This window comes from Microbulbifer sp. SE14, assembly GCF_059834885.1.
Window position 1 is genome coordinate 64,611 of the sequence record NZ_JCBAJA010000009.1, and the last position, 20,274, is coordinate 84,884.

At 63.6% G+C, this 20,274-nt stretch carries 17 protein-coding genes; 7 read left to right on the forward strand and 10 right to left on the reverse strand.

Annotated features, from left to right (window positions below; all coding sequences use genetic code 11):
• The first annotated feature begins 10 nt into the window (after positions 1-10).
• Positions 11-241 carry a hypothetical protein gene (locus AC6R19_RS08610; protein WP_500579390.1) on the forward strand — a complete coding sequence of 77 codons (231 nt, stop codon included), beginning with the start codon at positions 11-13 and terminating at the stop codon, positions 239-241.
• On the opposite strand, the gene AC6R19_RS08615 is transcribed toward AC6R19_RS08610, so the two are convergent.
• From AC6R19_RS08615 to AC6R19_RS08625, 3 genes are all read right to left on the reverse strand, one after another.
• Positions 238-918: a 2-dehydro-3-deoxy-6-phosphogalactonate aldolase gene (locus tag AC6R19_RS08615; protein WP_500579391.1), complete on the reverse strand. Its 681-nt coding sequence runs from the start codon at positions 916-918 to the stop codon at positions 238-240. The two genes, AC6R19_RS08610 and AC6R19_RS08615, sit on opposite strands and share 4 nt — an antisense overlap.
• Positions 911-1,843 carry a 2-dehydro-3-deoxygalactonokinase gene (locus tag AC6R19_RS08620; RefSeq protein WP_500579392.1) on the reverse strand — a complete coding sequence of 311 codons (933 nt, stop codon included), beginning with the start codon at positions 1,841-1,843 and terminating at the stop codon, positions 911-913. The genes AC6R19_RS08615 and AC6R19_RS08620 overlap by 8 nt, the downstream gene beginning before the upstream one ends.
• 133 nt (positions 1,844-1,976) lie before the next feature.
• Positions 1,977-3,740, reverse strand: coding sequence for an IlvD/Edd family dehydratase (locus AC6R19_RS08625; RefSeq protein ID WP_500579393.1), 1,764 nt, complete (start codon positions 3,738-3,740; stop codon positions 1,977-1,979).
• A 221-nt stretch (positions 3,741-3,961) separates the two neighbouring features.
• Between AC6R19_RS08625 and AC6R19_RS08630 the strand changes: the two genes are divergently transcribed.
• From AC6R19_RS08630 to AC6R19_RS08640, 3 genes are all read left to right on the forward strand, one after another.
• On the forward strand, positions 3,962-4,672 hold the full coding sequence (locus AC6R19_RS08630) for a FadR/GntR family transcriptional regulator (protein ID WP_500579394.1): 711 nt from the start codon (positions 3,962-3,964) through the stop codon (positions 4,670-4,672).
• A gap of 473 nt (positions 4,673-5,145) precedes the next feature.
• The gene (locus tag AC6R19_RS08635) at positions 5,146-5,301 is read left to right on the forward strand and encodes a hypothetical protein (RefSeq protein WP_500579395.1); all 156 of its coding nucleotides are present in this window, start codon (positions 5,146-5,148) and stop codon (positions 5,299-5,301) included.
• A 34-nt stretch (positions 5,302-5,335) separates the two neighbouring features.
• On the forward strand, positions 5,336-6,718 hold the full coding sequence (locus AC6R19_RS08640) for a serine hydrolase domain-containing protein (RefSeq protein ID WP_500579396.1): 1,383 nt from the start codon (positions 5,336-5,338) through the stop codon (positions 6,716-6,718).
• An 18-nt stretch (positions 6,719-6,736) separates the two neighbouring features.
• On the opposite strand, the gene pgi is transcribed toward AC6R19_RS08640, so the two are convergent.
• The 4 genes from pgi to nhaC all read right to left on the reverse strand — a co-directional run bounded on the left by pgi (position 6,737) and on the right by nhaC (position 12,011).
• Entirely contained in the window at positions 6,737-8,362 is a 1,626-nt protein-coding gene (gene pgi, locus AC6R19_RS08645; RefSeq protein ID WP_500579397.1) for a glucose-6-phosphate isomerase, read from the reverse strand.
• A 933-nt stretch (positions 8,363-9,295) separates the two neighbouring features.
• A complete protein-coding gene (locus tag AC6R19_RS08650; RefSeq protein ID WP_500579398.1) occupies positions 9,296-10,339 on the reverse strand; it encodes a DUF3549 family protein in 1,044 nt (347 codons plus the stop codon).
• Positions 10,336-10,470: a hypothetical protein gene (locus AC6R19_RS08655; protein WP_500579399.1), complete on the reverse strand. Its 135-nt coding sequence runs from the start codon at positions 10,468-10,470 to the stop codon at positions 10,336-10,338. Before AC6R19_RS08655 ends, AC6R19_RS08650 begins: the two co-directional genes overlap by 4 nt.
• Before the next feature lie 59 nt (positions 10,471-10,529).
• Complete coding sequence (gene nhaC / locus AC6R19_RS08660; RefSeq protein WP_500579400.1) at positions 10,530-12,011, reverse strand: Na+/H+ antiporter NhaC; 1,482 nt, start codon at positions 12,009-12,011, stop codon at positions 10,530-10,532.
• A 232-nt stretch (positions 12,012-12,243) separates the two neighbouring features.
• On the opposite strand from nhaC, the gene AC6R19_RS08665 reads away from it, so the two are divergent.
• The 3 genes from AC6R19_RS08665 to AC6R19_RS08675 all read left to right on the forward strand — a co-directional run bounded on the left by AC6R19_RS08665 (position 12,244) and on the right by AC6R19_RS08675 (position 16,262).
• Positions 12,244-13,476 carry a 1-acyl-sn-glycerol-3-phosphate acyltransferase gene (locus AC6R19_RS08665; protein ID WP_500579401.1) on the forward strand — a complete coding sequence of 411 codons (1,233 nt, stop codon included), beginning with the start codon at positions 12,244-12,246 and terminating at the stop codon, positions 13,474-13,476.
• A 122-nt stretch (positions 13,477-13,598) separates the two neighbouring features.
• Positions 13,599-15,779 (forward strand): ATP-dependent DNA helicase DinG, encoded by a 2,181-nt coding sequence (gene dinG, locus AC6R19_RS08670; protein ID WP_500579402.1) that lies wholly within the window; start codon positions 13,599-13,601, stop codon positions 15,777-15,779.
• Positions 15,780-15,935: 156 nt separating this feature from the next.
• Positions 15,936-16,262: a YqcC family protein gene (locus AC6R19_RS08675; RefSeq protein ID WP_500579403.1), complete on the forward strand. Its 327-nt coding sequence runs from the start codon at positions 15,936-15,938 to the stop codon at positions 16,260-16,262.
• Between the two features lie 96 nt (positions 16,263-16,358).
• On the opposite strand, the gene AC6R19_RS08680 is transcribed toward AC6R19_RS08675, so the two are convergent.
• The 3 genes from AC6R19_RS08680 to AC6R19_RS08690 all read right to left on the reverse strand — a co-directional run bounded on the left by AC6R19_RS08680 (position 16,359) and on the right by AC6R19_RS08690 (position 20,271).
• The gene (locus AC6R19_RS08680) at positions 16,359-17,738 is read right to left on the reverse strand and encodes an FAD-dependent oxidoreductase (protein ID WP_500579404.1); all 1,380 of its coding nucleotides are present in this window, start codon (positions 17,736-17,738) and stop codon (positions 16,359-16,361) included.
• 234 nt (positions 17,739-17,972) lie between these two features.
• Positions 17,973-19,253: a kynureninase gene (gene kynU, locus AC6R19_RS08685; RefSeq protein WP_500579405.1), complete on the reverse strand. Its 1,281-nt coding sequence runs from the start codon at positions 19,251-19,253 to the stop codon at positions 17,973-17,975.
• 193 nt (positions 19,254-19,446) lie between these two features.
• On the reverse strand, positions 19,447-20,271 hold the full coding sequence (locus tag AC6R19_RS08690) for a cyclase family protein (RefSeq protein WP_500579406.1): 825 nt from the start codon (positions 20,269-20,271) through the stop codon (positions 19,447-19,449).
• Between the last annotated feature and the right edge of the window lie 3 nt (positions 20,272-20,274).

Below are 20,274 nucleotides of genomic sequence, written 5' to 3' on the forward strand. Positions count from 1 at the left end.
GGGGCGTAAAGTGCTCGAGGAACTGGGGCATGGTATAGATTTTCTTTTCCAGGAAAGCGGGCAGGAAATACGTGTCGATAATGATCAGGGTGATGGCCGCCATCCATTCGCAGGAGACGATGGCGAGACCTATGGCTTAGCCCGAGCCGGACATGCCGATAATCTGCTCCGCGGAAATATTCGAGGCGATCAGCGAGGTGCCGATGGCGCACCAGGGCCTGGCTTTGTGCTAACCGACTAGCTATTTGGATTTAGTCCGGAAAATTTCTTAATGTATTTTTCCGCCAGGTCGGCAACTTCTTCAGCTGCTCTTCCCGGCTTGTACAGATCTCCGCCGATGCCGAAGCCATTGATCCCCGCGCGGTGGAAATCCGCCATGTTGTCCAGGTGGATACCGCCTACCGCCAGCAGTTGCAGATCCCGCGGCAGCACAGCCTTCAGGTTTTTGACATGGTCGGGTCCCAGGCTGGCGGCGGGGAAGAGCTTAAGATGTTGCGCGCCGGCGGCGATGGCCGCGAAGGCTTCTGTCGGTGTCAGTACACCCGGCATGGCGACCATGCCGAACTTCAGGCTGCGGCGGATCACCAGCGGGTCGCAGTTGGGCGAAACGATCAGGCGCGCACCTATCGACGCCAGTTTCTCCACCTGCTGTTCATTGGTTACGGTGCCTGCGCCGCAGCAGGCGCGCTCGCCGAAGTGCTGTACCAGCCGGGCGATGCTTTCCAGCGGTTGTGGTGAGTTCAGGGGCACTTCGATATAGCGGAACCCGGCCAGGTAAACCGCCTCGGCCACCGGAATGATTTCCTCCGGGGTGACGCCGCGCAGTATGGCTACCATCGGTGGCTGTGCCGGCTGTGCCGGCTGTGCCGGCTGTGCCGGCTGTGCCGGCTGCGCCGTTGCGATGGGTTGTTCAGTCATCGATTCCGCTCCAAAGGTAGAGTTGCCACAGGCCACGCACCGACATCTCCGCGCCGTCGTGAGCGAAAGCGCGGATGTCGTGCCGGGCCAGCGCGCGCTGATACAGGGCGTTGATCTGGCGGTCGCCGATCAGGTGCACGTAGGAATTGTCCGGCAGTGTCTCCAGTTGCGCGCCTATCTCGCTGCCGATCAACAGTCCGGACAGGTAGGCGGCCGCGTGGTGGCTGGGCAGCCGCCGGTCGAATGTCCTGGTGCGCGTGGAGAAGAGGCTGAAGCTGAGGGACGCATTTTCGCTGCTGGCGGCGAGACCGGCATCGAACGCCAATGGGTCGAATTCCTGTTTGCCCTGTACCAATACGCTGTGTCCGCTGAGCAGCGCGTAGAGTTCACCGGTCAGCGAAGTGCTGAACTGCTGCACCCGACCGTCTTCGATTTTTGCCCACTTGGCGTGGGTACCGGGCAGGCACAGCCAGCTCGAGCGGTGCTCTTCCTCCGCCGCCTGCGCCAGCCAGCCGGCGATCTGGGTTTCCTCGCCGCGCATCACCTCCAGTTCGCCCGCGCCGGTGTGGGCGCAGAGTCCGGGCACTATCCAGGCGCGCCGGCCATCCGCCTGCAGCGGTTCCAGCGCTGCGGCAATCTGCTGCGGATCCGCGGGGCAGGGCAGGTAGGGCACATTCTGCAGGCCGATGGTGGAGCCCACCATGCCGCACATAAGCAGCGGCAGCCGGCGCGCGTCGTCGGGTAGCTTGGCGATTTCCGCCTCAAGGTAGGGCAGCAGCTCCGAGCGTGGGACACGAGATATGCCGCGCTCGGAAATCCTCTGCTCCCGCGGCGCGCCGTCGCTGTCGAGCGCGGTGAGGCGGAAACTGCTGGTGCCCCAGTCCACCGCCAGCAGGCCGCCGTTTTGTTCGGGGGTCGTGTGCATCAGGGCACCTCTGTAAATCGTAGCGAGCGGGTGGCTGTTGGTGGCCGCCGGAGCGCAGGAAGCGGAGTGTACTTTAGTACATGAGCATTCCGACCGGGCCGGCGCACGCGCAGTAGATTTTCAGAGGTGCCCATCAGTGGGACTCCCTAGATACTTCGTCGCCGGAGCCGCCCACCAGGAAATCCAGGTCGGCGCCCCTGTCGGCCTGCAGTACCGTGTCCACATAGAGCTTGGCGTAGCCGCGCTGGTAGGGGGATTCGGGTTTATTCTGTTGCCACTGCCCGAGGCGCGCCTGCAGTTCACTGTCGGAGATCTTCAGGTTCAAGCTGCGCGCCTCGCCGTCGAATTCGATCAGGTCGCCGTCGCGCACCACTGCCAGCGGGCCACCGGCCTGGGACTCGGGTGCCACGTGCAGTATCACCGAGCCGAAGGCGGTTCCACTCATGCGCGCGTCACTGACGCGCAGCATGTCTTTTACGCCCTTCTCCAGCAGTTTTTTCGGCAGCGCCATATTGCCCACTTCCGGCATACCCGGGTAACCCTTGGGGCCGCAGCCCTTCAGGACCATGATGCAGTGCTCGTCGATATCCAGCCCCGGCAGGTCCTTGCGCGCGTGGTAGTCCTCGATGGATTCGAACACCACGGCGCGGCCGATGTGCCTGAGCAGCTCCGGCGTCGCCGCGTTGGGTTTGATGATGGCGCCCTGGGGGCAGAGATTGCCGTGCAGCACCCAGATGCCGGAGTTGTCCCGCACCGGATTGTCCAGGTCGCGGATCACCTCGTCGTTGTAGCACTCGGCGGACTCTATCTGCTCACCCAGGGTTTTACCGCTGACGGTGGCCGCATCGAGATCCAGATGGGCGGAGATTTTTTTCATCACCGCCGGCAGGCCGCCGGCGTAGTGGTAGTCCTCCATCAGGAAGCGGCCGGAGGGCATCAGGTCGACGATCAGTGGCAGGTCGCGGCTGTAGCGGTCGAAGTCCTCCAGCCGCAGATCTATCTCCAGGCGCCCGGCCAGGGCCAGCAGGTGTACCACCGAGTTGGTGGAGCCGCCCAGGGCCGTGTTGACCTTGATGGCGTTGATCAGGGAGTCCTTGCTGACGATGTCGCGGATGCGGATGTCCTCTTCCACCAGCCGCACTATCTCGCGTCCGCTCATATGGGCCATCGCCTGGCGGCGGGCGTCCACCGCCGGAATGGAGCCGTTGTACGGCAGGCACAGGCCCATGGCCTCGGTCAGGTTGGATACGGTGGAGGCGGTGCCCATGGTCATGCACACGCCGCGGGAGCGGGACATGCCGCTCTCGGCGGCGATAAAGTCCTCCTGGCTCATCTCACCGGCGCGCACCGCCTCGGAGAATTTCCACACGTCGGTGCCGGAGCCGATATCGCGGCCGCGGAACTTGCCGTTCAGCATGGGGCCGGACGAGACGACGATGGTGGGCAGGTTGACGCTGGCCGCGCCCATCAGCTGTCCGGGAGTGGTCTTGTCGCAGCCGCCCAGCAGTACAACCCCGTCGATGGGGTTGCCGCGGATGGATTCCTCCACGTCCATCGCCAGCAGGTTGCGGAACAGCATGGCGGTGGGGCGCATCTGGGTCTCGCCCAGGCTGGTCACCGGGAATTCCAGCGGCACGCCACCGGCCTCCCAGACGCCGCGCTTGACATACTCCGCCAGCTCGCGCAGGCCCGAGTTGCAGGGGGTGATCTCCGACCAGGTGTTGCAGATGCCGATAATCGGGCGGCCGTCGAAACAGTGGTCCGGGTAACCCTGGGCCTTCATCCAGGAGCGGTGGATAAAGCCGTCCTTGTCCAGTTTGCCGTAGCTCAGCTGGCTGCGGCGCTGTTTGTTGCCGCCCTGTTTTCTGTGACTGGGAGGCTTGTTGTTGTCATTCATTGTGCTGACTCGATTGCGGCGGTTTCCCGCACGGATTTCGTTTCGCTCTTTTTGTATGATAAATATGGATTATGGGTGTGGCAAGTCAAAACTGCCCAACCGGCGCATAACGTGCGTCGAGTCACGGGATGCGACTGGGGTGGCGGAGATATTCGCCAGCCGTTGCCGGCCGCTGTATGATTAGTAATATTAAAGTACCGCATCACTGAGGAAGCCGCAGTATGGAGATGAACGCCAATCGCAACCTGACCCAGCAGGTGACGCACGCGCTGGGTATGGGAATACTGCAGGGCAAGTACCGGGCGGATCAGCCCTTCCCGTCGGAGGCGGAGCTGTCGGAGATGTTCAGCGTCTCCCGCAGTGCCACCCGCGAGGCGGTCAAGATGCTCACTGCCAAGGGACTACTGTCGTCGCGCCCGCGCCAGGGTATCCGCATACTGCCGGAGACCCAGTGGAATATGTTCGATACCGACGTGCTGGGCTGGATTCTCGCCAGCCGTCCGAGCATGGAGCTGCTGCGGGATTTCATCCAGATGCGCGTCGCCATAGAGCCGGAGGCGGCCGCCCTGGCGGCGGCTCACCCGGACTCCACCGAGGTGGCCCTGATCGGCGAGGCGCTGGCCCGCATGGCGGATGCGGAAGAGGGACTGGACGATCCGCTGGAATCCGATATCGCCTTTCACACCGGTATCCTGCTGGCCAGCAAGAACCGCTTCTTTATCCAGTTGCGCCCCTTCAGTGCCACCGCATTGCGCGCCAGTATCCGCCATACCAACAAACTGAAGGGCGTGGCCATGGCCAGCGTCAAGGAGCACACCCGTGTCTACGATGCGATCCGCAAGGGCAAGGCGCAGCAGGCGCGCAACCTGATGCGCAATCTGGTAGAGGAGGCGCTGCAGCTGATCGAGGAGAGGATCGCCGAGGCGGCCTGATTCCCGGATTATTCCGCTTGGCGCCCGGATTCCTGCGATCTTCTACCCTGCTGCGCCTCCCGGACGAGAGCAAAAGCCGCTGCTGCCGCTAACAGCCACCACCACAAGGCATTGCTGTCTTCCTGTGTGTCGCCGGCCGCGGTGTCGGCCTGGAGGCGTTCAAGCAGCGGGGACGTACGATACCCGGGAAATGGCAGCGCATCTTCCAGCGCGAACCCGCGCTGGATCTTCCTATATGGCCCTCGCTGCTTCCCGGGTTGGTGGGGGCCTGCAGGCGGTCGGTGAACATGCTTGCCAAGCGGCCGTAGTCTTCTCCGTCCATGTCACCCGGTAGCGCCCGTCGCTGCAGCAGGTAAAGATAGGATTCCAGGGCGCGGTAGACGAGAACTGCTGGAGGCGCTGGGCCACCCGGGCGCCTGGCGGTTCTGTATAGTGTTCTGTCGGGCCATGGAGACACTGCGTCGCTCTCCGAATTGCCGGAACTGGGCACCCGCGGGCAGCTGTACCACCACCTGAAATCGCTGGAGAACGGCGGCTGGCTGCAGCCGCTGCGCCGCGGAGTCTATGGCGTGCCCGCGGAGCGGGTTGTTCCCTTGCTCACGGTGCTCGCCGCGACTACCAGGCCCTGATTTCCGAATTTCCATCAGTAAAGGGAGAGACTCGATGCGCTATCTGAAGAGGTTTCTTTTCGCCGCCCTGTTGGGCCTGGTTGCTCCGTTCGCCCCAATGGCGGCGGAGCCCGATCCCCAATCTCTGCTGCACGAGCATGTGGAGGAACAGGGGGCGGGCACCGCGATAATCGCAATGGTGGTGGATGTGGAGGGTGGCGAATCACGGAGCCGTGTCTACAGCTATGCCGTTGCCGGCGAACAGCCGCCGACAGCGGACAGCCTGTTTGAAATCGGCTCCATCACCAAGGTGTTCACCTCCCTGCTGCTGGCGGATATGGTCGATCGCGGCGAGGTGGGGCTGGACACCACCGTCGGGGAAATTCTGCAGCGCCAGCTACCGGAGGACGTTGCGTCCATCACCCTGCGCGAACTCTCGCAACACACTTCAGGCCTGCCGCGCATGCCGCTTAGCCTGGACACCCTTGTTCGAGGACTGTTTCGGCAGGCGGACCCCTACATCGGCCTGACCCGGGAGGACCTATTCCGGGCCCTGCAATCCACGCGGCTCAGCGGTCGCGGCGAGTTCGCCTATTCCAATCTGGGGGCGGCGCTGCTGGGACAGCTGCTGGCGGAGCGGACGGGCCGCGACTTTTCAGCGCTGTTGCGGGAAAGGGTCCTTCAACCCCTCGGATTGGAGGATATATCGGTGGACTCTGCCGGCGCGCCGCCAGAGCGGCTGCTGCAGGGACACAGACGCAATGGATTGACCACTCCCTGGTGGAGCCTGGGCGCCTACGCCCCTGCGGGAAGCCTGGTCGCCTCCGCGCGCAGCCTGGAAAAACTCCTCGAGCAGCAGATGACACAGGCCTGCCCAATCTGGGACTACTGCGCCGGCGGAGATAAGAGTGCTGGCCTTCGCCTGGCCTGGATGGAAGACGACATCGAGGGGCAGAAGCTGATCTGGCACAACGGCGGTACCGGTGGCTTTCGCAGCTTTGTCGGCTTTGTGCCCGAGCACGGGCAGGGCGTGATCGTGCTGTCCAATGGCGCCGTGCCGGTGGAATACCTGGGAGCGCAGCTGCTCGGAATGGAATCGGCCGCGGTGCCGCAGCCCCGCTACTTCTTGATCTTATTTTGCGGGGGAATGCTGCTGCTGATCCCGCTCTGTCTTTTCCTTTACAGTTGGTCCGGGGGAGAGGGAAGAAGGGCGCTACAGTGGTGTCGGCTCTTTTTCGCCGGTGGCTGGCGCTGGAATCGCTCTAGCGGAGGTCGCGCGGAGTACCTGGTCTGGCTCGCCGTGTGCGCCGGCTTTTACACTTTCATTATTCCGCGAGGTGCCTGGGAGGCTCTGCCGGTATGGCTCGCCTGGGCGTCCGCGGCTGTTTCAGCTGCGTTGCTGTTGCGACTGATCTGGGGAAGGGCGAGGCCGGAGTGATCCGGCCTCGCAGCGCTGTTACGGAAACAGGCGTTGCAGCAGCTGTCGGGTGGAGCCATCCCAGTCCTCCGGCGCCTCGCCGCCGATTGCCTCGTGAATCTGTCCCCCCAGCAGCTTGCCCAACTCCACACCCCACTGATCGAAGGGATTGATCCCCAGGAGGCAGCCGTGCACAAATACCTTGTGCTCGTAGAGTGCCAGCAGGGCGCCGAGGTGGAAAGGGTCCAGCCTGTCGATGATCAGGGTATTGCTGGGGCGGTTGCCCGGCACCACCTTGTGCGGTGCCAGGGCGTGGGCCTCGCGGTGGGTGTAGCCCTGTTCCTCCAGTTCCTGCCGGGCCTCGTGCAGGCTCTTGCCGCGCAGCAGCGCCTGGCTCTGGCTGATGCAGCAGGCCAGCAGCCACTGGTGCTGCTCGTGCAGGTCCGAGGTCGGTTCCTTTACCGCGATAAAGTCCGCCGGAATCAGGTCGGTGCCCTGGTGCAGCAGTTGGTGGAAGGAGTGCTGGCCGTTGCTGCCCTCGGTGCCCCAGATGACGCTGCCGCTCGGATACTGCAGCGCGTGCCCGTCGCGGGCGACGCCCTTGCCCAGGCTCTCCATATCCAGCTGCTGCAGCCAGGCCGGGAACTTGGCCAGTCGCTGCGCATAGGGCAGCACTACCTGGCTGCCGGTGCCCCAGCATTGGCGGTACCAGAAGTGGATCAGGGCCAGCAGTACCGGCAGGTTTTCTCCCGGCGGCGCAGTGGCAAAATGCTCGTCCATCGCGTGGGCGCCGGCCAGCAGCTGCTCGTAGGTTTCGTAGCCGCAGGCCAGCGCTATCGGCAGGCCTATCGCGGACCAGAGTGAATAGCGGCCGCCCACCCAGTTCCACATCGGGAAGATGTTCTCCGCCGCTATGCCAAAATCCTGTGCGGCGACAATATTGCTGCTGACTGCGACAAAATGTTTGGCAAGATCGGCTTCCGCGCAACCCGCGTCGAGCATCCACCGGCGTGCGGACAGGGCGTTCTGGCGGGTCTCCAGGGTGGAGAAGGACTTGGAGGCGACGACAAACAGGGTGTTTTCCGCCGGCAGCCTGGCAATGGTGTCGCTCAGGTCGGCGCCGTCGATATTGGCCACAAAGTGCACGGCTATGTTCTCCCGCTGCCAGGGCCGGAGGGCCTCCACCACCATGCGCGGGCCCAGGTCGGAGCCGCCGATGCCGATATTGACGATATGCCTGATGGACTCGCCGCTGAAGCCGCGCCAACCACCGCTGTGTATCTTTTCGGCAAACTTCTGCATCTGGGTGCGGCAGTCGGCCACCGCCTGTTCGTGTTCTGTCTGTGGCTGGCCCTGGAAGCGAAGCGCTGAATGCAGGGCGGGGCGGTGCTCTGTGTTGTTGAGTTCGGCACCGCTGAGGAGTGCCTCGATCTGTTCGCGCAGGTCTGTCTGTTCGGCGTAATCCAGCAGCAACTGCAGTGTGTCATCGCGCAGGTGGTTCTTGCTGTAGTCCAGGTAGATGCCGGCGGCCCCGGCGCTGAAGCGCTGGGCCCGCTTTGCATCGCTGGCAAACAGGTCCCGCAGGGACCACTTCTGTTGCTGCTGGTGGGATTCGAGGCGCGCAATTGCGGCGGTGCGGCTGGCCGCAAGGGTTTCGCTTGTCATGGCAGTTCTGGATTATTGCTCTTTCGATGCGGTTGAAGGACCCGGATATGCCGGACCGGAATGGAGCGTCAATGCTAGCGATAATTGTTGCGGCCGGCCAGTGGAAGAGGGGATGAGTGAGGAAAAATTCCGGATCAGAAATACAAACGCCGCTTCGAAAAGCGGCATTTGGTGTGGTGACTCATACTAAATGATGCTCGGGAGCCTTCAGCGGCACTGGTTTATAGAGCCTCAGTGGCAAAGCCTGAAATAGCCCTCAGCGACAAGACGTCATTTAGTATGAATCACCACACTGGTCCTGCTTGAAAAAGGTCTTACTTGACCACTTTCATGCAGCGCACATTGTCGGAAGCCATCCAGCAATCCGCGTCTGCGGGACAGGCCATTGAAAGCGGGATTTGCTCAGAGCCCGGAGGGCAGGAGGCCGGTGGCACAGGTGCCGCACAGCAGCCTGCCAGAATCAGTGCACTGATAATTCCCATTAAGTACTTGGCTGGAGTGAAATTCATCCCCTAACTCCTTTCCGTTGATGATTAGCTATCAGCATAGCCAACAAAACGTCACCTGTTTGGTCTGCTTTGTAAAAATCTTTTCTACAAAGATACCGCCCAATGGAGTGTAATAGGCGCACGGTTTAAATAGCCGCCAGCGGTGAAGTCTGGATAAATTTTGTGCCAGTTTGTCGTGTGGAGGTACCTAAATTTAAGGGTTTTTCTGCCAAACTGGTCGGTAGACCATTGCAGGGCGGCTAGAAATTTTTTTTCCGAAAAATGAAAGAAATTCCCGGTAGCGATATTTTTTGTTGTTCTGCGTGTCACTCTTTAAAAGGTGCAAACCTTTTGCGACTGCGGGAAGCATAGCTGGCCGATCAGCCGGGGTAGGGCAGACGGTGAGGAAGGCAGCGCCCAATTCGGGGCTTCGGCTGGGGCCGCTTCAGTGGGTTGGTTCCGGCCCGTGCAGGAAGTTGCCAAAGGCCCGCGCCAGGGCTTCCGGCCGCTCGGGGTCGCGCAGTACGCCGAGCAGGGCCGAGCGCACAGCGGGCAGGAACAGCAGATCGGTCAGCAGCAGGTTGAAGGCGTCCTGGCCCTGGCTCTCCGCCAGCGCGGCGAGCCAGGGGGCGGCTATCTCAGGGTTTTCCAGGTCGTCGGCGCAGCGGCTGCCAATGGCGGCGAGTACTTCGCCGTTGCTGCCGGAGGGTGTCTGCAAAAGCCGCTTCAGGAACGTCTGGCGCAGGCCGCGCGCCGGGGAGTGGGATATTCCACGCACCGCGGCGGCGACCAGCCCCTGGTCCGCCGGGTCCCTCGCCAGTGCCGCCTCGGCGCAGTCGATGATTCTCCCTGCCAACTGGTGGTCTACCGCCTCGTTTTCCAGGCACTGGCAGAGGCCGATAAACACCGGCGGTGCCAGTCTGGAAAACTGCTGCAACAGCAGCTTCCTTTCCCGCTCCCAGCGCGCGGCCAGGTCGGCGATACCCTGTAGGCCCAACTGGTCCCAGCGATGTTTTTCCGGCTCTTGCAGGTAGGCCTGCACCGCTGCGTAGTGTGAACTCGGCGGGTGCCCCAGCAGTACTGCGGCGTGGGCGTGAAAGCTGGCCTGCCGATCCGCCGCGGGGGTAAACAGCAGCCCGCTCTCCTCGAGCGCGGCGTGCAGTTGCGCGGCGGAGTCGGCCGGGTCGCCCCGGCTGAGTTTCTGCGCGATCAGGCGCAGGAGCGCATCCCGCGCCGGCAGCTGCAGCTTGCCCTGTTCATCCAGCGGCAGGCGCAGGAACCAGACCGCCGGAGCGCCGCCCTCCTCGGGCCACAGCAACAGACTGGTCCAGGCCTGGCGCAGGTAGGGGTGGGGCCAGGGTGTACGCCCCTCTTCGAACGCCTCGGCCGTGGCGCGCGGCACCGACTGCAGGCGCCGGCCCAGGTCGAACCAGCGCAGCTTGAATTGGGCCTCTGTGATCAGAGCGCTCAGGGTTGTGCTTTCACTCATAACTCAAAATGTAACTGCTTACCCTTATTACCGGTAAGAGAGGCCTGGGCGGCCCTGCTGCCGGTGGCCATTTGGGAAAAAGCCTCATCGGCAAACATTTCCCAAATGGCCACCGGCAGCAGGGCCTTCACATCTGGCTCCGCTATTCTTTCCCGAGTCCCGAGTCCCGAGTCCCGAGTCCCGAGCCCAATCAGCGCGCCGAAGCCGCCGCGGACAGCGGCATCTGCTTGAAGTGGAACCAGCCGTAGCCGATCGCCAGCAGCGGGCAGATCAGGTTGAACAGGGCATAGGGGGCATAGGAGAAGGTGGCTATACCCAGGGTGGCGCTCATATAGGCGCCGCAGGTGTTCCAGGGGATCAGCACCGAGGTGATGGTGCCCGAATCCTCCAGGGTGCGCGACAGGTTCAGGCCGTGCAGCCCCTTGTCGGCGAAGGCCTCGCGGAACATGCGTCCGGGGATGATGATGGCCATGTACTGGTCGCCGGCGGCGGCGTTCATGCCGAAGCAGGTGAGCACCGTGGTGGTGACCAGGCTGCCGACGGTCTTGACCCGCGACAGGGTCCAGTCGACGATCACCTGCAGGAAACCGGCGCGCTCCATGGCGCCGCCGAAGGCCATGGCCGATATGATCAGCCACACAGTGTTGAGCATGCTGCTCATGCCGCCCTTGGACAGCAGCTCCGCGACGTTCTCGTTGGTGGAGGTGGACTTGTAGCCGTCGAACAGGCTGTACCAGGCGCCCTTGATGGCCGCCAGGATGCCGTCGCCACCGCCCAGGCGGCGCGCGGTTTCCGGTTCAAAGATGAGCGCTATGGCGCAGCCCACCAGGGCGCCGATAAGCAGGGTCGGGTAGGCGGGGATCTTGCGCCAGGCCATAAACAGGAGCAGCGCCAGGGGTACCAGGCTGACGATGGAGATATTGAACTCCTCCTGCAGCGCGCCTAGCAGCTGCTCGATATCCGTCGCCGAAGCTGCGCCCGTGTCGGCGGTGAGGCCGATAACCGAGAAGATCAGCAGCGCGATGACGAACGCCGGCATGGTGGTCCACAGCATATGGCGGATATGCAGGAAGAGGTCGTTGGAGGTGACCGCCGCGGCCACGTTGGTGGTGTCGGACAGGGGCGACATCTTGTCGCCGAAATAGGCGCCGGAGATGATCGCGCCGGCGGTGATCGCCGGGTCCAGGCCCAGTGCGCCGGCGATACCGATCAGGGCCACGCCCAGGGTGCCGGCGGTGGTCCAACTGGAGCCGATGCTGAGGCCGACGATGGCGCAGATGATGCAACTGGCGGCGTAGAACCACTGGGGCGACAGTATCTGCACGCCGAAATAGATCATCGACGGCACTGTGCCGGCGAGGATCCAGCTGCCGATCAGCGCGCCCACCGCCAGCAGTATCAGGATGGCGCCGAACACCAGGCCGATGCCGTGCAGCATGCCCCCTTCCATATCGTTCCAGCTGTGGCCGTTCTTCATGCCCATCAGCGCCGCCACGCCGGCGCACAGCAGCAGGGCTATCTGGTTGGGGCCGTAGGAGGAGTCTGCGCCGTAGAAGTATACGGACAGGGACAGGAGGGCGATCAAAATGCCCAGCGGGATCAGGGCGTCGCCCAGGCTGGGCGTGCGCGGCTCGCTTCCGGAGCTGGCGTGGGGGGAACTGGTCTGACTCAAGGTGAACTCCAGGTCTACTGCGCGGCCCCAGTGCTCAAGCTCAAAACAGGGGGCCGGGGTTCGTTATCGTTGTTTTTGCCGTCAGCGACGGTGCGAAGCGGCCTATTCTCCCGGCTGCGATGCCCTGTGTCCACACTGGCCGGTCGGGCGCGACGCTGGCAGTTCGCCGGCGCTTCCGGTATGTTCTGCGCCGGCCCGCCAGCCCCCGCAGGGAATGGGCGGGCAGAGTCCAATGTCCACAATAAGAATGCGCCAGGCCCGCCCGGGAGGCGGCCTGGCAGGTAGTGAGTTCATGAGAGCAAGTGAGTTGGATCCCGCTCAATTCGAGGATATCCGCCCCTATCGCGACGACGAGGTGCGGGAGGTACTGGACCGGCTGATCGCCGACCCGGAGATGTCGCACGCAGTCGCGCACTTCCTGGTGCCCAAGCTGGCCAAACTGGAGGGCCCGGTGGCCTGGCTGGTGCGCCAGTTCGTGCGTTTCGAATTCCGCAAGGCGCGAGATGTGCGCGGGGTACAGGAAGTCATTTCCAGGTACATGGACCTGGTGGTGCGCCGCACCACTTCCGAGTTCACCATCTCCGGCCTGCACAACCTGCCGCGGGACCGCGCCTGCCTGTTCGTCAGCAATCACCGGGATATCGCCATGGATCCGGCGCTCGCCATCGTCGCCATGTTCAAGGAGGGCCACGAGACGGCGCGTATCGCCATCGGCGACAACCTGCTCACCAAGCAGTTCGCCACAGACCTGATGAAGCTGAACAAGAGCTTCATCGTCAAGCGCCAGGCCGGCAGCCGTCGCGAGAAGCTGCAGGCCGCCACCCAGCTGTCCAATTACATCTACCACTCCATCGTCAACGATAACGAACACGTGTGGATCGCCCAGCGCTCCGGCCGTGCCAAAGATGGCCTGGACCGCACCAACCCGGCCCTGGTGGCCATGTTCGCCATGACCAAGGACAAGGAAACCCCCTTCGCGGACTACTGGCGCAAGCTGCACATAGTGCCCCTGTCCATCTCCTACGAGTGGGATCCCTGCGACGAGCAAAAGGCCAGGCAGCTCTACTTCACCGAGCACAAGGAAGAGCAGTACCGCAAGGGCGAGCACGAGGACCTGGGTTCCATCGCCAAGGGCGTGGTGGGGCAGAAGGGCCATGTGCACACCGCCTACGGCACGCCCATCGAGGGCGATTTCCACGATGTGGCCTCCATTGCCGACGAGATAGACCGCCAGATCATCGGCAACTATGTGCTGCACCCCACCAACCTGATCGCCTACCAGATGGTCTACGGCGAGGTGCCGGACCTGCCGGTGGGCTACCCGGCAAAGCCCTGGAAGCCGGAGGATCACTCGGAGACACGCCGGGAGTTCGAGGCGCGCATGGACCGCATCGACGAGCGCTGGCGCGATAGGGCGATCCAGGGCTATGCGAACCCGGTGGTTTCGCGGCTCGCCTACGAGTGATCGGTGATTCCAGTGGCCAGTGGTTAGTGGTTAGTGGTTAGTGGTTAGTGGTTAGTGGTTAGTGGATAATGCGCTCCTCACCAACCACTCATCACTGACCACCGACCACTGACCGCTCCAAAGTGCTAAACGACCAACACAAAAAAGCCATCCAGTCCGCCTACAGCCAGTTCCTCGCCGGCCGCGACCTCAAGGCCCGCTACGGGCAGAAACTGATGGTCGCGGCCATAGCGCGCACCCTCGGCTCCATTGTTCAGGACGGCAGCGGCGAGCGCGACGCCGCCAAGACCAATGGCGAGCATATCTGTGTGGTCGAGGCGGGCACCGGCACCGGCAAGACGGTGGCCTACCTGCTCGCCGCCATTCCCCTGGCCCAGGCCCAGGACAAGACCCTGGTGGTGTCCACCGCGACGGTGGCGCTGCAGGAACAGATCATCAACAAGGACCTGCCCGAGGTGGCCCGCCACAGCGGCCTGCAGTTCGATTTCACCCTGGCCAAGGGGCGGGGTCGCTACCTGTGCCTGTCCAAGCTGGACCAGCTGCTGTCCAGCTTCAGCGCCACCGGCACCGGCTTCTCGCTGGGTCTCTACGGTGACGAACAGCCCGCGCTGGGTGAGGACAGCGTGGTGCTCTACCGGGACATGGCCGACAAGCTGGCCACCGGGTCCTGGGACGGGGACCGCGACAATTGGCCGGACACAGTGGAAGTGGAGGACTGGAGCCGCGTCACCACCGACCACCGCCAGTGCAGCGGCCGCCGCTGCCCCCACGTGGGCAACTGCAGCTTCTTCCGCGCCCGCGAGAGCCTGGGCAAGACCCAGGTGATCGTCGCCAACCACGACCTGCTGCTGGCCGACCTGGCCCTGGGCGGCGGCGCCATACTGCCGCCGCCGGAGGAGACCATCTATGTGCTCGACGAGGCCCACCACCTGCCGGACAAGGCCCTGAATCACTTCTCCCACCACAGCCGCGTCGGCGCCTCCACCGGCTGGCTGGACCAGGCCAACAAGAACCTGGGGCAGATGCTCGGCGAGATAGGCGACGGCGGGGAGATAGACCGCTGCGGCGAACAGCTGCCGGCGGTACTCACCTCCGCCAAGCAGGGCCTGGAGCAGATGTGGCCGCTGATCGAGGAGCACTGCGAGTTCGAGGACGAGCGCGGCTACGGTAATTTTCACAATAGCTCTGGCAGTTCTGCTGCCGGCCGCAGCGCCCGCCACCGCTTCGAGGGCGGCGTGGTGCCGGATGCCATCATGCGGCTGGCGGAAAAGCTGCGCGAGGATTTCGACGAACTCGAAACCCTGCTGGACAAGATGCTGCAGAGGGCGCAGAAACTGCTGGAGGACCCGCACTCGCCGGTGCCGGCGGTGGACCTGGAGCGCTGGTACCCACAGCTGGGCAGCTGGTATGGCCGCGCGGAAGCCAACCTGCAGCTGTGGGCCAACTATTCCCGCCCCGACGCCGAGGGCGCCTTGCCCCAGGCGCGCTGGGTCACGCTGGTAGACTGGGGCGGTTCACACGACTTCGAGGTGTGCAGCTCGCCGATACTGGCCGGCAAGACCCTGGAATACAGCCTCTGGCGCCGTTGCTACGGCGCCGTGCTGACCTCCGCCACCCTCACCGCGCTGGGCAAGTTCGATCGCCTGAAGATGCGCGCCGGCACGCCGGACAATGCCAGTTACCAGGTGGTGCCCAGTCCCTTCGATTTCTCCCGAGCCACCCTGCAGGTGCCGGCAAGCGCTGTGGACGCCGGCAATGCCGATGCCCACACAAATGCGGTCATCGGTGCGCTGCCGGAACTGCTGAAAGGCGAGGGCGGCGCCCTGGTACTCTTCTCCTCGCGCCGGCAGATGGAAACCGTCTACGAGGCGCTGCCGGGCACCTGGCGCAACCGCATCCTGGTGCAGGGGCAGAGATCCCGCCAGCAGTTGCTGGAGAACCACCGCGAGGCCGTCGACGGCGGCGGCAGCAGCGTGCTCTTCGGCCTCGCCAGCTTTGCCGAGGGCCTGGACCTGCCCGGCGACTACTGCCGCCACGTGGTCATCGCCAAGCTGCCGTTCGCGGTGCCCGACGACCCCATAGAGGCGGCGCTGGCGGAGTGGATAGAGGCCAGGGGCGGCAACCCGTTTATGCAGATCACGGTGCCGGACGCGGCGCTGAAACTGGTGCAGGCTTGCGGGCGCCTGCTGCGCACCGAGGGGGACAGCGGCACCGTGACCCTGCTGGACAGGCGCGTAGTCACCCGCCGCTATGGCCGCGCGATACTCGACTCGCTGCCGCCATTTAGCCGCAGAATCGATTAGAGTGCACATCTATAAATCTACTGCGCGTGCGCCTGGCGGCGTCCGGCGGTGCTCACAATCCTCACGTACTAAAGTACGCTCCGGTTGTTGCGCTCCGGCGGCCACCACCAGCCACCCGCTCGCTACGATTTCTAGATATGCCCTAAAGTGAATGGTATGAATCCGATTTACGACGACGTCGCCACCCTGCTGCTGCAACTGGAGGCCGAGCTGCGCCGGCTGCAGCTGTGGGAGGAGCAACCTCCGCCCGCGGAGCTGCTGGCGAGCACGGAGCCCTTCTGTGTGGATACCCTGACCCTGCCGCAGTGGCTGCAGTTCGTGTTCCTGCCACGCATGACCGAGCTGATCGAGGGGGCGCGCCCCCTGCCGGACCAGTGCGGCATTGCCCCCATGGCCGAGGAGTATTTCCGCGGGGGTGACTATACGGCCGGTGAGTTGATCAAACTGTTGGTGGATATCGACGAGCGGCTGCAGCGGGGCTAGTGCTGTATTCCATTCTGTTTGGAACTTAACACGTAGGGTGGGGTGAGTGTAACGAACCCCAACATGGGGCGCCGGCAGGCGGCACTGATGGGCACGCTATCGACGCGGTAACAGCTCCTCCACCAGTTGCCGAGCCCTGTCCCAGTCCACCTGTTCCACAGAGTCTATGTCCTCCGCCAACTCGGCCAGGATCCTGCGGTTGATCTCGCCCTTGCACTGCGCCTCGGCGTAGGGCAGCCGGTGAAACATCACCATGCCGTAGCGGGGTATAAAACGGCCGGGGAAGCGCTTTTCCAGCTCGAAGCCAATGGCCTTTTTCAGCAGGAACTTGGGATCCCGCACCGAATCGCGCATCTCCACATAGTTTTCCAACGCCATATCGGCGATGGCATTGGCGTTGGGAATACGCGATTCACTGTAGTTTGAAAATATCCTCCGCCAGTCGCCTTCGTTCTGCCCGATACAGCCGTCAAGCGAGACGCAGTCCTCGAAGCCGCAGTTCATGCCCTGGCCGTGGAAGGGCACTATCGCGTGGGCCGCATCGCCGATCAGCGCCGCTGTGCCGTCCAGGTGCCAGGGTGCGCAGCGCACGGTGCCCAGGTGGCCGCAGGGGTTGTCGAAAAAGTCCTCCAGCAGCGATGGCATCAGTGCGGCGGCGTCGGGGAAATAGCGCTGGAAAAAATTTTCCACCTGGGCAGTGCTCTGCAGCGTGTCGAATCCGGGCCTGTCCCCGTTGGACTTCTCCGGCAGGAACAGGGTCACCGTAAAACTGCCGTCCAGGTTGGGCAGGGCGATCAGCATAAAACCGCCGCGGGGCCAGATATGCAGCGCCTCCCGCTCCAGTTGGAAGCCGCCGCTCGCGTCGGCCGGTATCTCCAGTTCCTTGTACTGGTGGTCAAGCGGCTCTATCTGCTCGCGGCAGCCGGTGTCCGGCTGGTTTTCCCGCACGGCATCGAGCAGCAGGCTGCGGGTCGGGGAGCCGGCGCCGTCAGCACCGACAAACCGGTCGAAAGAGACCGATTCTTCGCGGTCGCCCGCACAATCGAGAAAGCGCGCCCGCTTCTCCCCAAAATCGATATCGAGCAGCTCGCGCTCAAAGAAAATTTCGACACTGCCGGAAGCCTCGGCCTCGTCCAGCAGCAGGCCATTCAGGGCACCGCGGGAGACCGAATAGATCACCTCGTCGGACTTCTGCCCGTAGGGCTGGAAGTTGCGGCTGCCGTCCGTATCGTGGACCATCCTGCCGCGCATCGGGATCAGCAGCTGTGAAACCCGCTCCATCAGGCCCAGTTTTTCCAGCGCGTAGATGCCGCGGTTGGCCAGCGCCAGGTTGATGGAACGCCCGGCGGAAATATCGTGCGTGCGCAGATCCCTGCGGCGCTCGTACACCTCCACCCGGAAGCCGCGTCGGGCGAGAAAGCTGGCGACCATGGCGCCTACAAGACCGCCGCCGGCGATAACGATTTTTTCCTGCATTTAAAAGCCTATATATTTTTCCTTTGCTGTGAACGTGCCCGCCGCCAGTATGAGATGCCCGGGCGGCCCTGCTGCCGGTGGAAGTTTGCGGGACACGGGCTAGGCGCCCCCCCTCAATACATCCCTGTAGGCTTGGCAGCGAGGTCCCTCTCGCTGACAGTCCCGCAAGCTTCCCCCGGCATCGGGACCTTCGCATCAGGCTCCAGTGTTTTTTCTGGGTTCCGCTTCTCGCAGCTATTCATTACACGCCGCCTTCAATATCTCCACGAAGCGGTGCGCATCCTCGAAACTGTTGTACAGCGGCACCGGCGCCGCCCGGATCACATTGGGTTCGCGCCAGTCGCAGGTCACGCCGTTCTCTTCCAGGCGCTGGAACAGCGCCCGGCCGCCCAGGTGCCTGGCATCGCAGCACAGGGACAGCTGGCAGCCGCGCTGCTCCGGGTCCTCCGGCGTGATGATGGAGATAAATTCGCCCACTTCCGACTTCAGCAGGAACTGCAGGTACGCGGTGAGTTTCTCCGACTTGCCGCGCAGCGGCGCCATGCCACCGGCCTCGGTGAAGACATCGAGGGAGGCGCGGATGGCGGCGAGCGAGAGTATCGGCGGATTGGACAGCTGCCAGCCCTCGGCGGTGGGGATGGCCTGGAAGCGGTTTTCCATGCGGAAGCGGGTCTGCTTGTCGTGCCCCCACCAGCCGGCGAAGCGCGGTAGCCCGGTGTTCTGCGCATGGCGTCGGTGTACGAAGCAGCCGGCCACGGAACCGGGGCCGGAGTTCAGGTATTTGTAGCTGCACCAACAGGCGAAGTCCACCTGCCAGTCGTGCAGCTGCAACGGAACATTGCCCACCGCGTGGGCCAGGTCGAAACCGATACGGATGCCGCGGCGGTGGGCCAGTTTAGTCAGTTCTGCCATCGGCAGTACCTGGCCGGTGTAGTACTGTACTCCGGGCAGCAACATCAGTGCTATGGAATCCCCCTGTTCCTCGATCAGCGCGGCAATATCCTCGAGGCGCAACAGGTCCTCGCCGTCGCGCGGCTTCAGCAGCACCAGCCCGTCCCGGGGATCTATATTGTGGTGGTGCAGCTGGCTCTCCACCGCGTAGTGGTCCGACGGGAAGGCGTGGTCTTCGATCACTATCTTGTAGCGCTCGGCCGTCGGCCGGTAGAAGGTCACCATCATCAGGTGCAGATTGACCGTCAGCGAGTTCATCACCACCACTTCATCGGTCTGCGCGCCGACCAGTGCCGCCGAGGGTTCGGCCAGGAGCTCGTGGTAGGGCATCCACGGGTATTCGCAGTCGAAGTGGCCCCTGACCCCGAGGGACGCCCACTTGTCCAGCTCCTGCATTACATATTCCCGCGCGCGCTTCGGCTGCAGGCCGAGGGAGTTGCCGCACAGGTAGATTTCCCGGCTGCCGTCGGGGCGGGTGGGAAAACTGAACTGGTCCCGGAATCGGGTCAGGGGGTCTTCGCTGTCCAGCCTTCTGGCGAAGCCGATACCTGTTTCAAACTGCATACTGCGGTTCTCTTATTGGTTATTCATAAGTACTCACCCATCAGGGGGCGAACAGAACGGTAAAAGTGATGCGAAGGCGCTGCTGCCGGTGGCCGTCCGGGAAATGTTTGCCGATGAGGCTTTTTCCCGGACGGCCACCGGTAGCAGCGCCGCCCAGACTTCGACTGAGTGCCGCAGGGGCAAGTAGTTACGACTATTCCTCGATCTCTTCCAGCGGCATCAGCACCGGCCGACTGGGGGCGGCATCGGAGCGGAAGGCCGGTATCTGCAGGTTGAGCAGGTAGAGGCCGTCCGGTACCCGATCCGGAACGTAGATCATCTCGGTGACCGTGCACCGGGTCCTGGCCTGCGCGCCCACTCTGTGGCTGCCCGCGGCTATACGCCAGAAGCTGTGGTGGTTGTCCAGCGCGCCCTCATCATACATCTTGTCCAGGCTGGGAAAGTCCACCAGCAGGTGCTCGAAGGTCAGCAGCAGCTCCATCGCCTCGCTGGAAAAGAATACCGGTGGCTGGCCCTCGGCATAGGCGCGGCGGCATTTTTCCCCGTCGTTCGGCAGTGTGCGTATCACTATGGCAGGGCAGTGGTTCGCCGCCGGCTGCTGGCTCAGGGCTTCGGCCAGGCGCCTGCCGCTCACCACCAGGTCGCCGTCCTCGGGATTGGGGCTGTAACTCTCGTTGCTGCCGGCCAGGGTTTCCGGTGTCACGCTGACGAGGATGCAGGGCAGCAGCAGGGGGGAGAGAATCTCGCCCACCGGCAGCAGTTCGTCGACGATATGGCTGACGGATTCCGTGTGGGTGCCGTTGCAGTGGGGGACCAGGGTCAGCTGGGTGACATTGCAGCTGCCGCCGCGGCGGGTGTCGCCGACAAAGCCGTCCGCCTCCAGGGTTTCGGCGCGCGCGGTGGGCGCGCCGAAGTGATTGGGCTGCGCGCCGTCGAAATCCAGGGGGATAGCGATATTCAGCGCTTGTTCGGTATCCGCTCCATAGGTACAGCCATTCAACGTCAGGGTCAGTTTCATCTG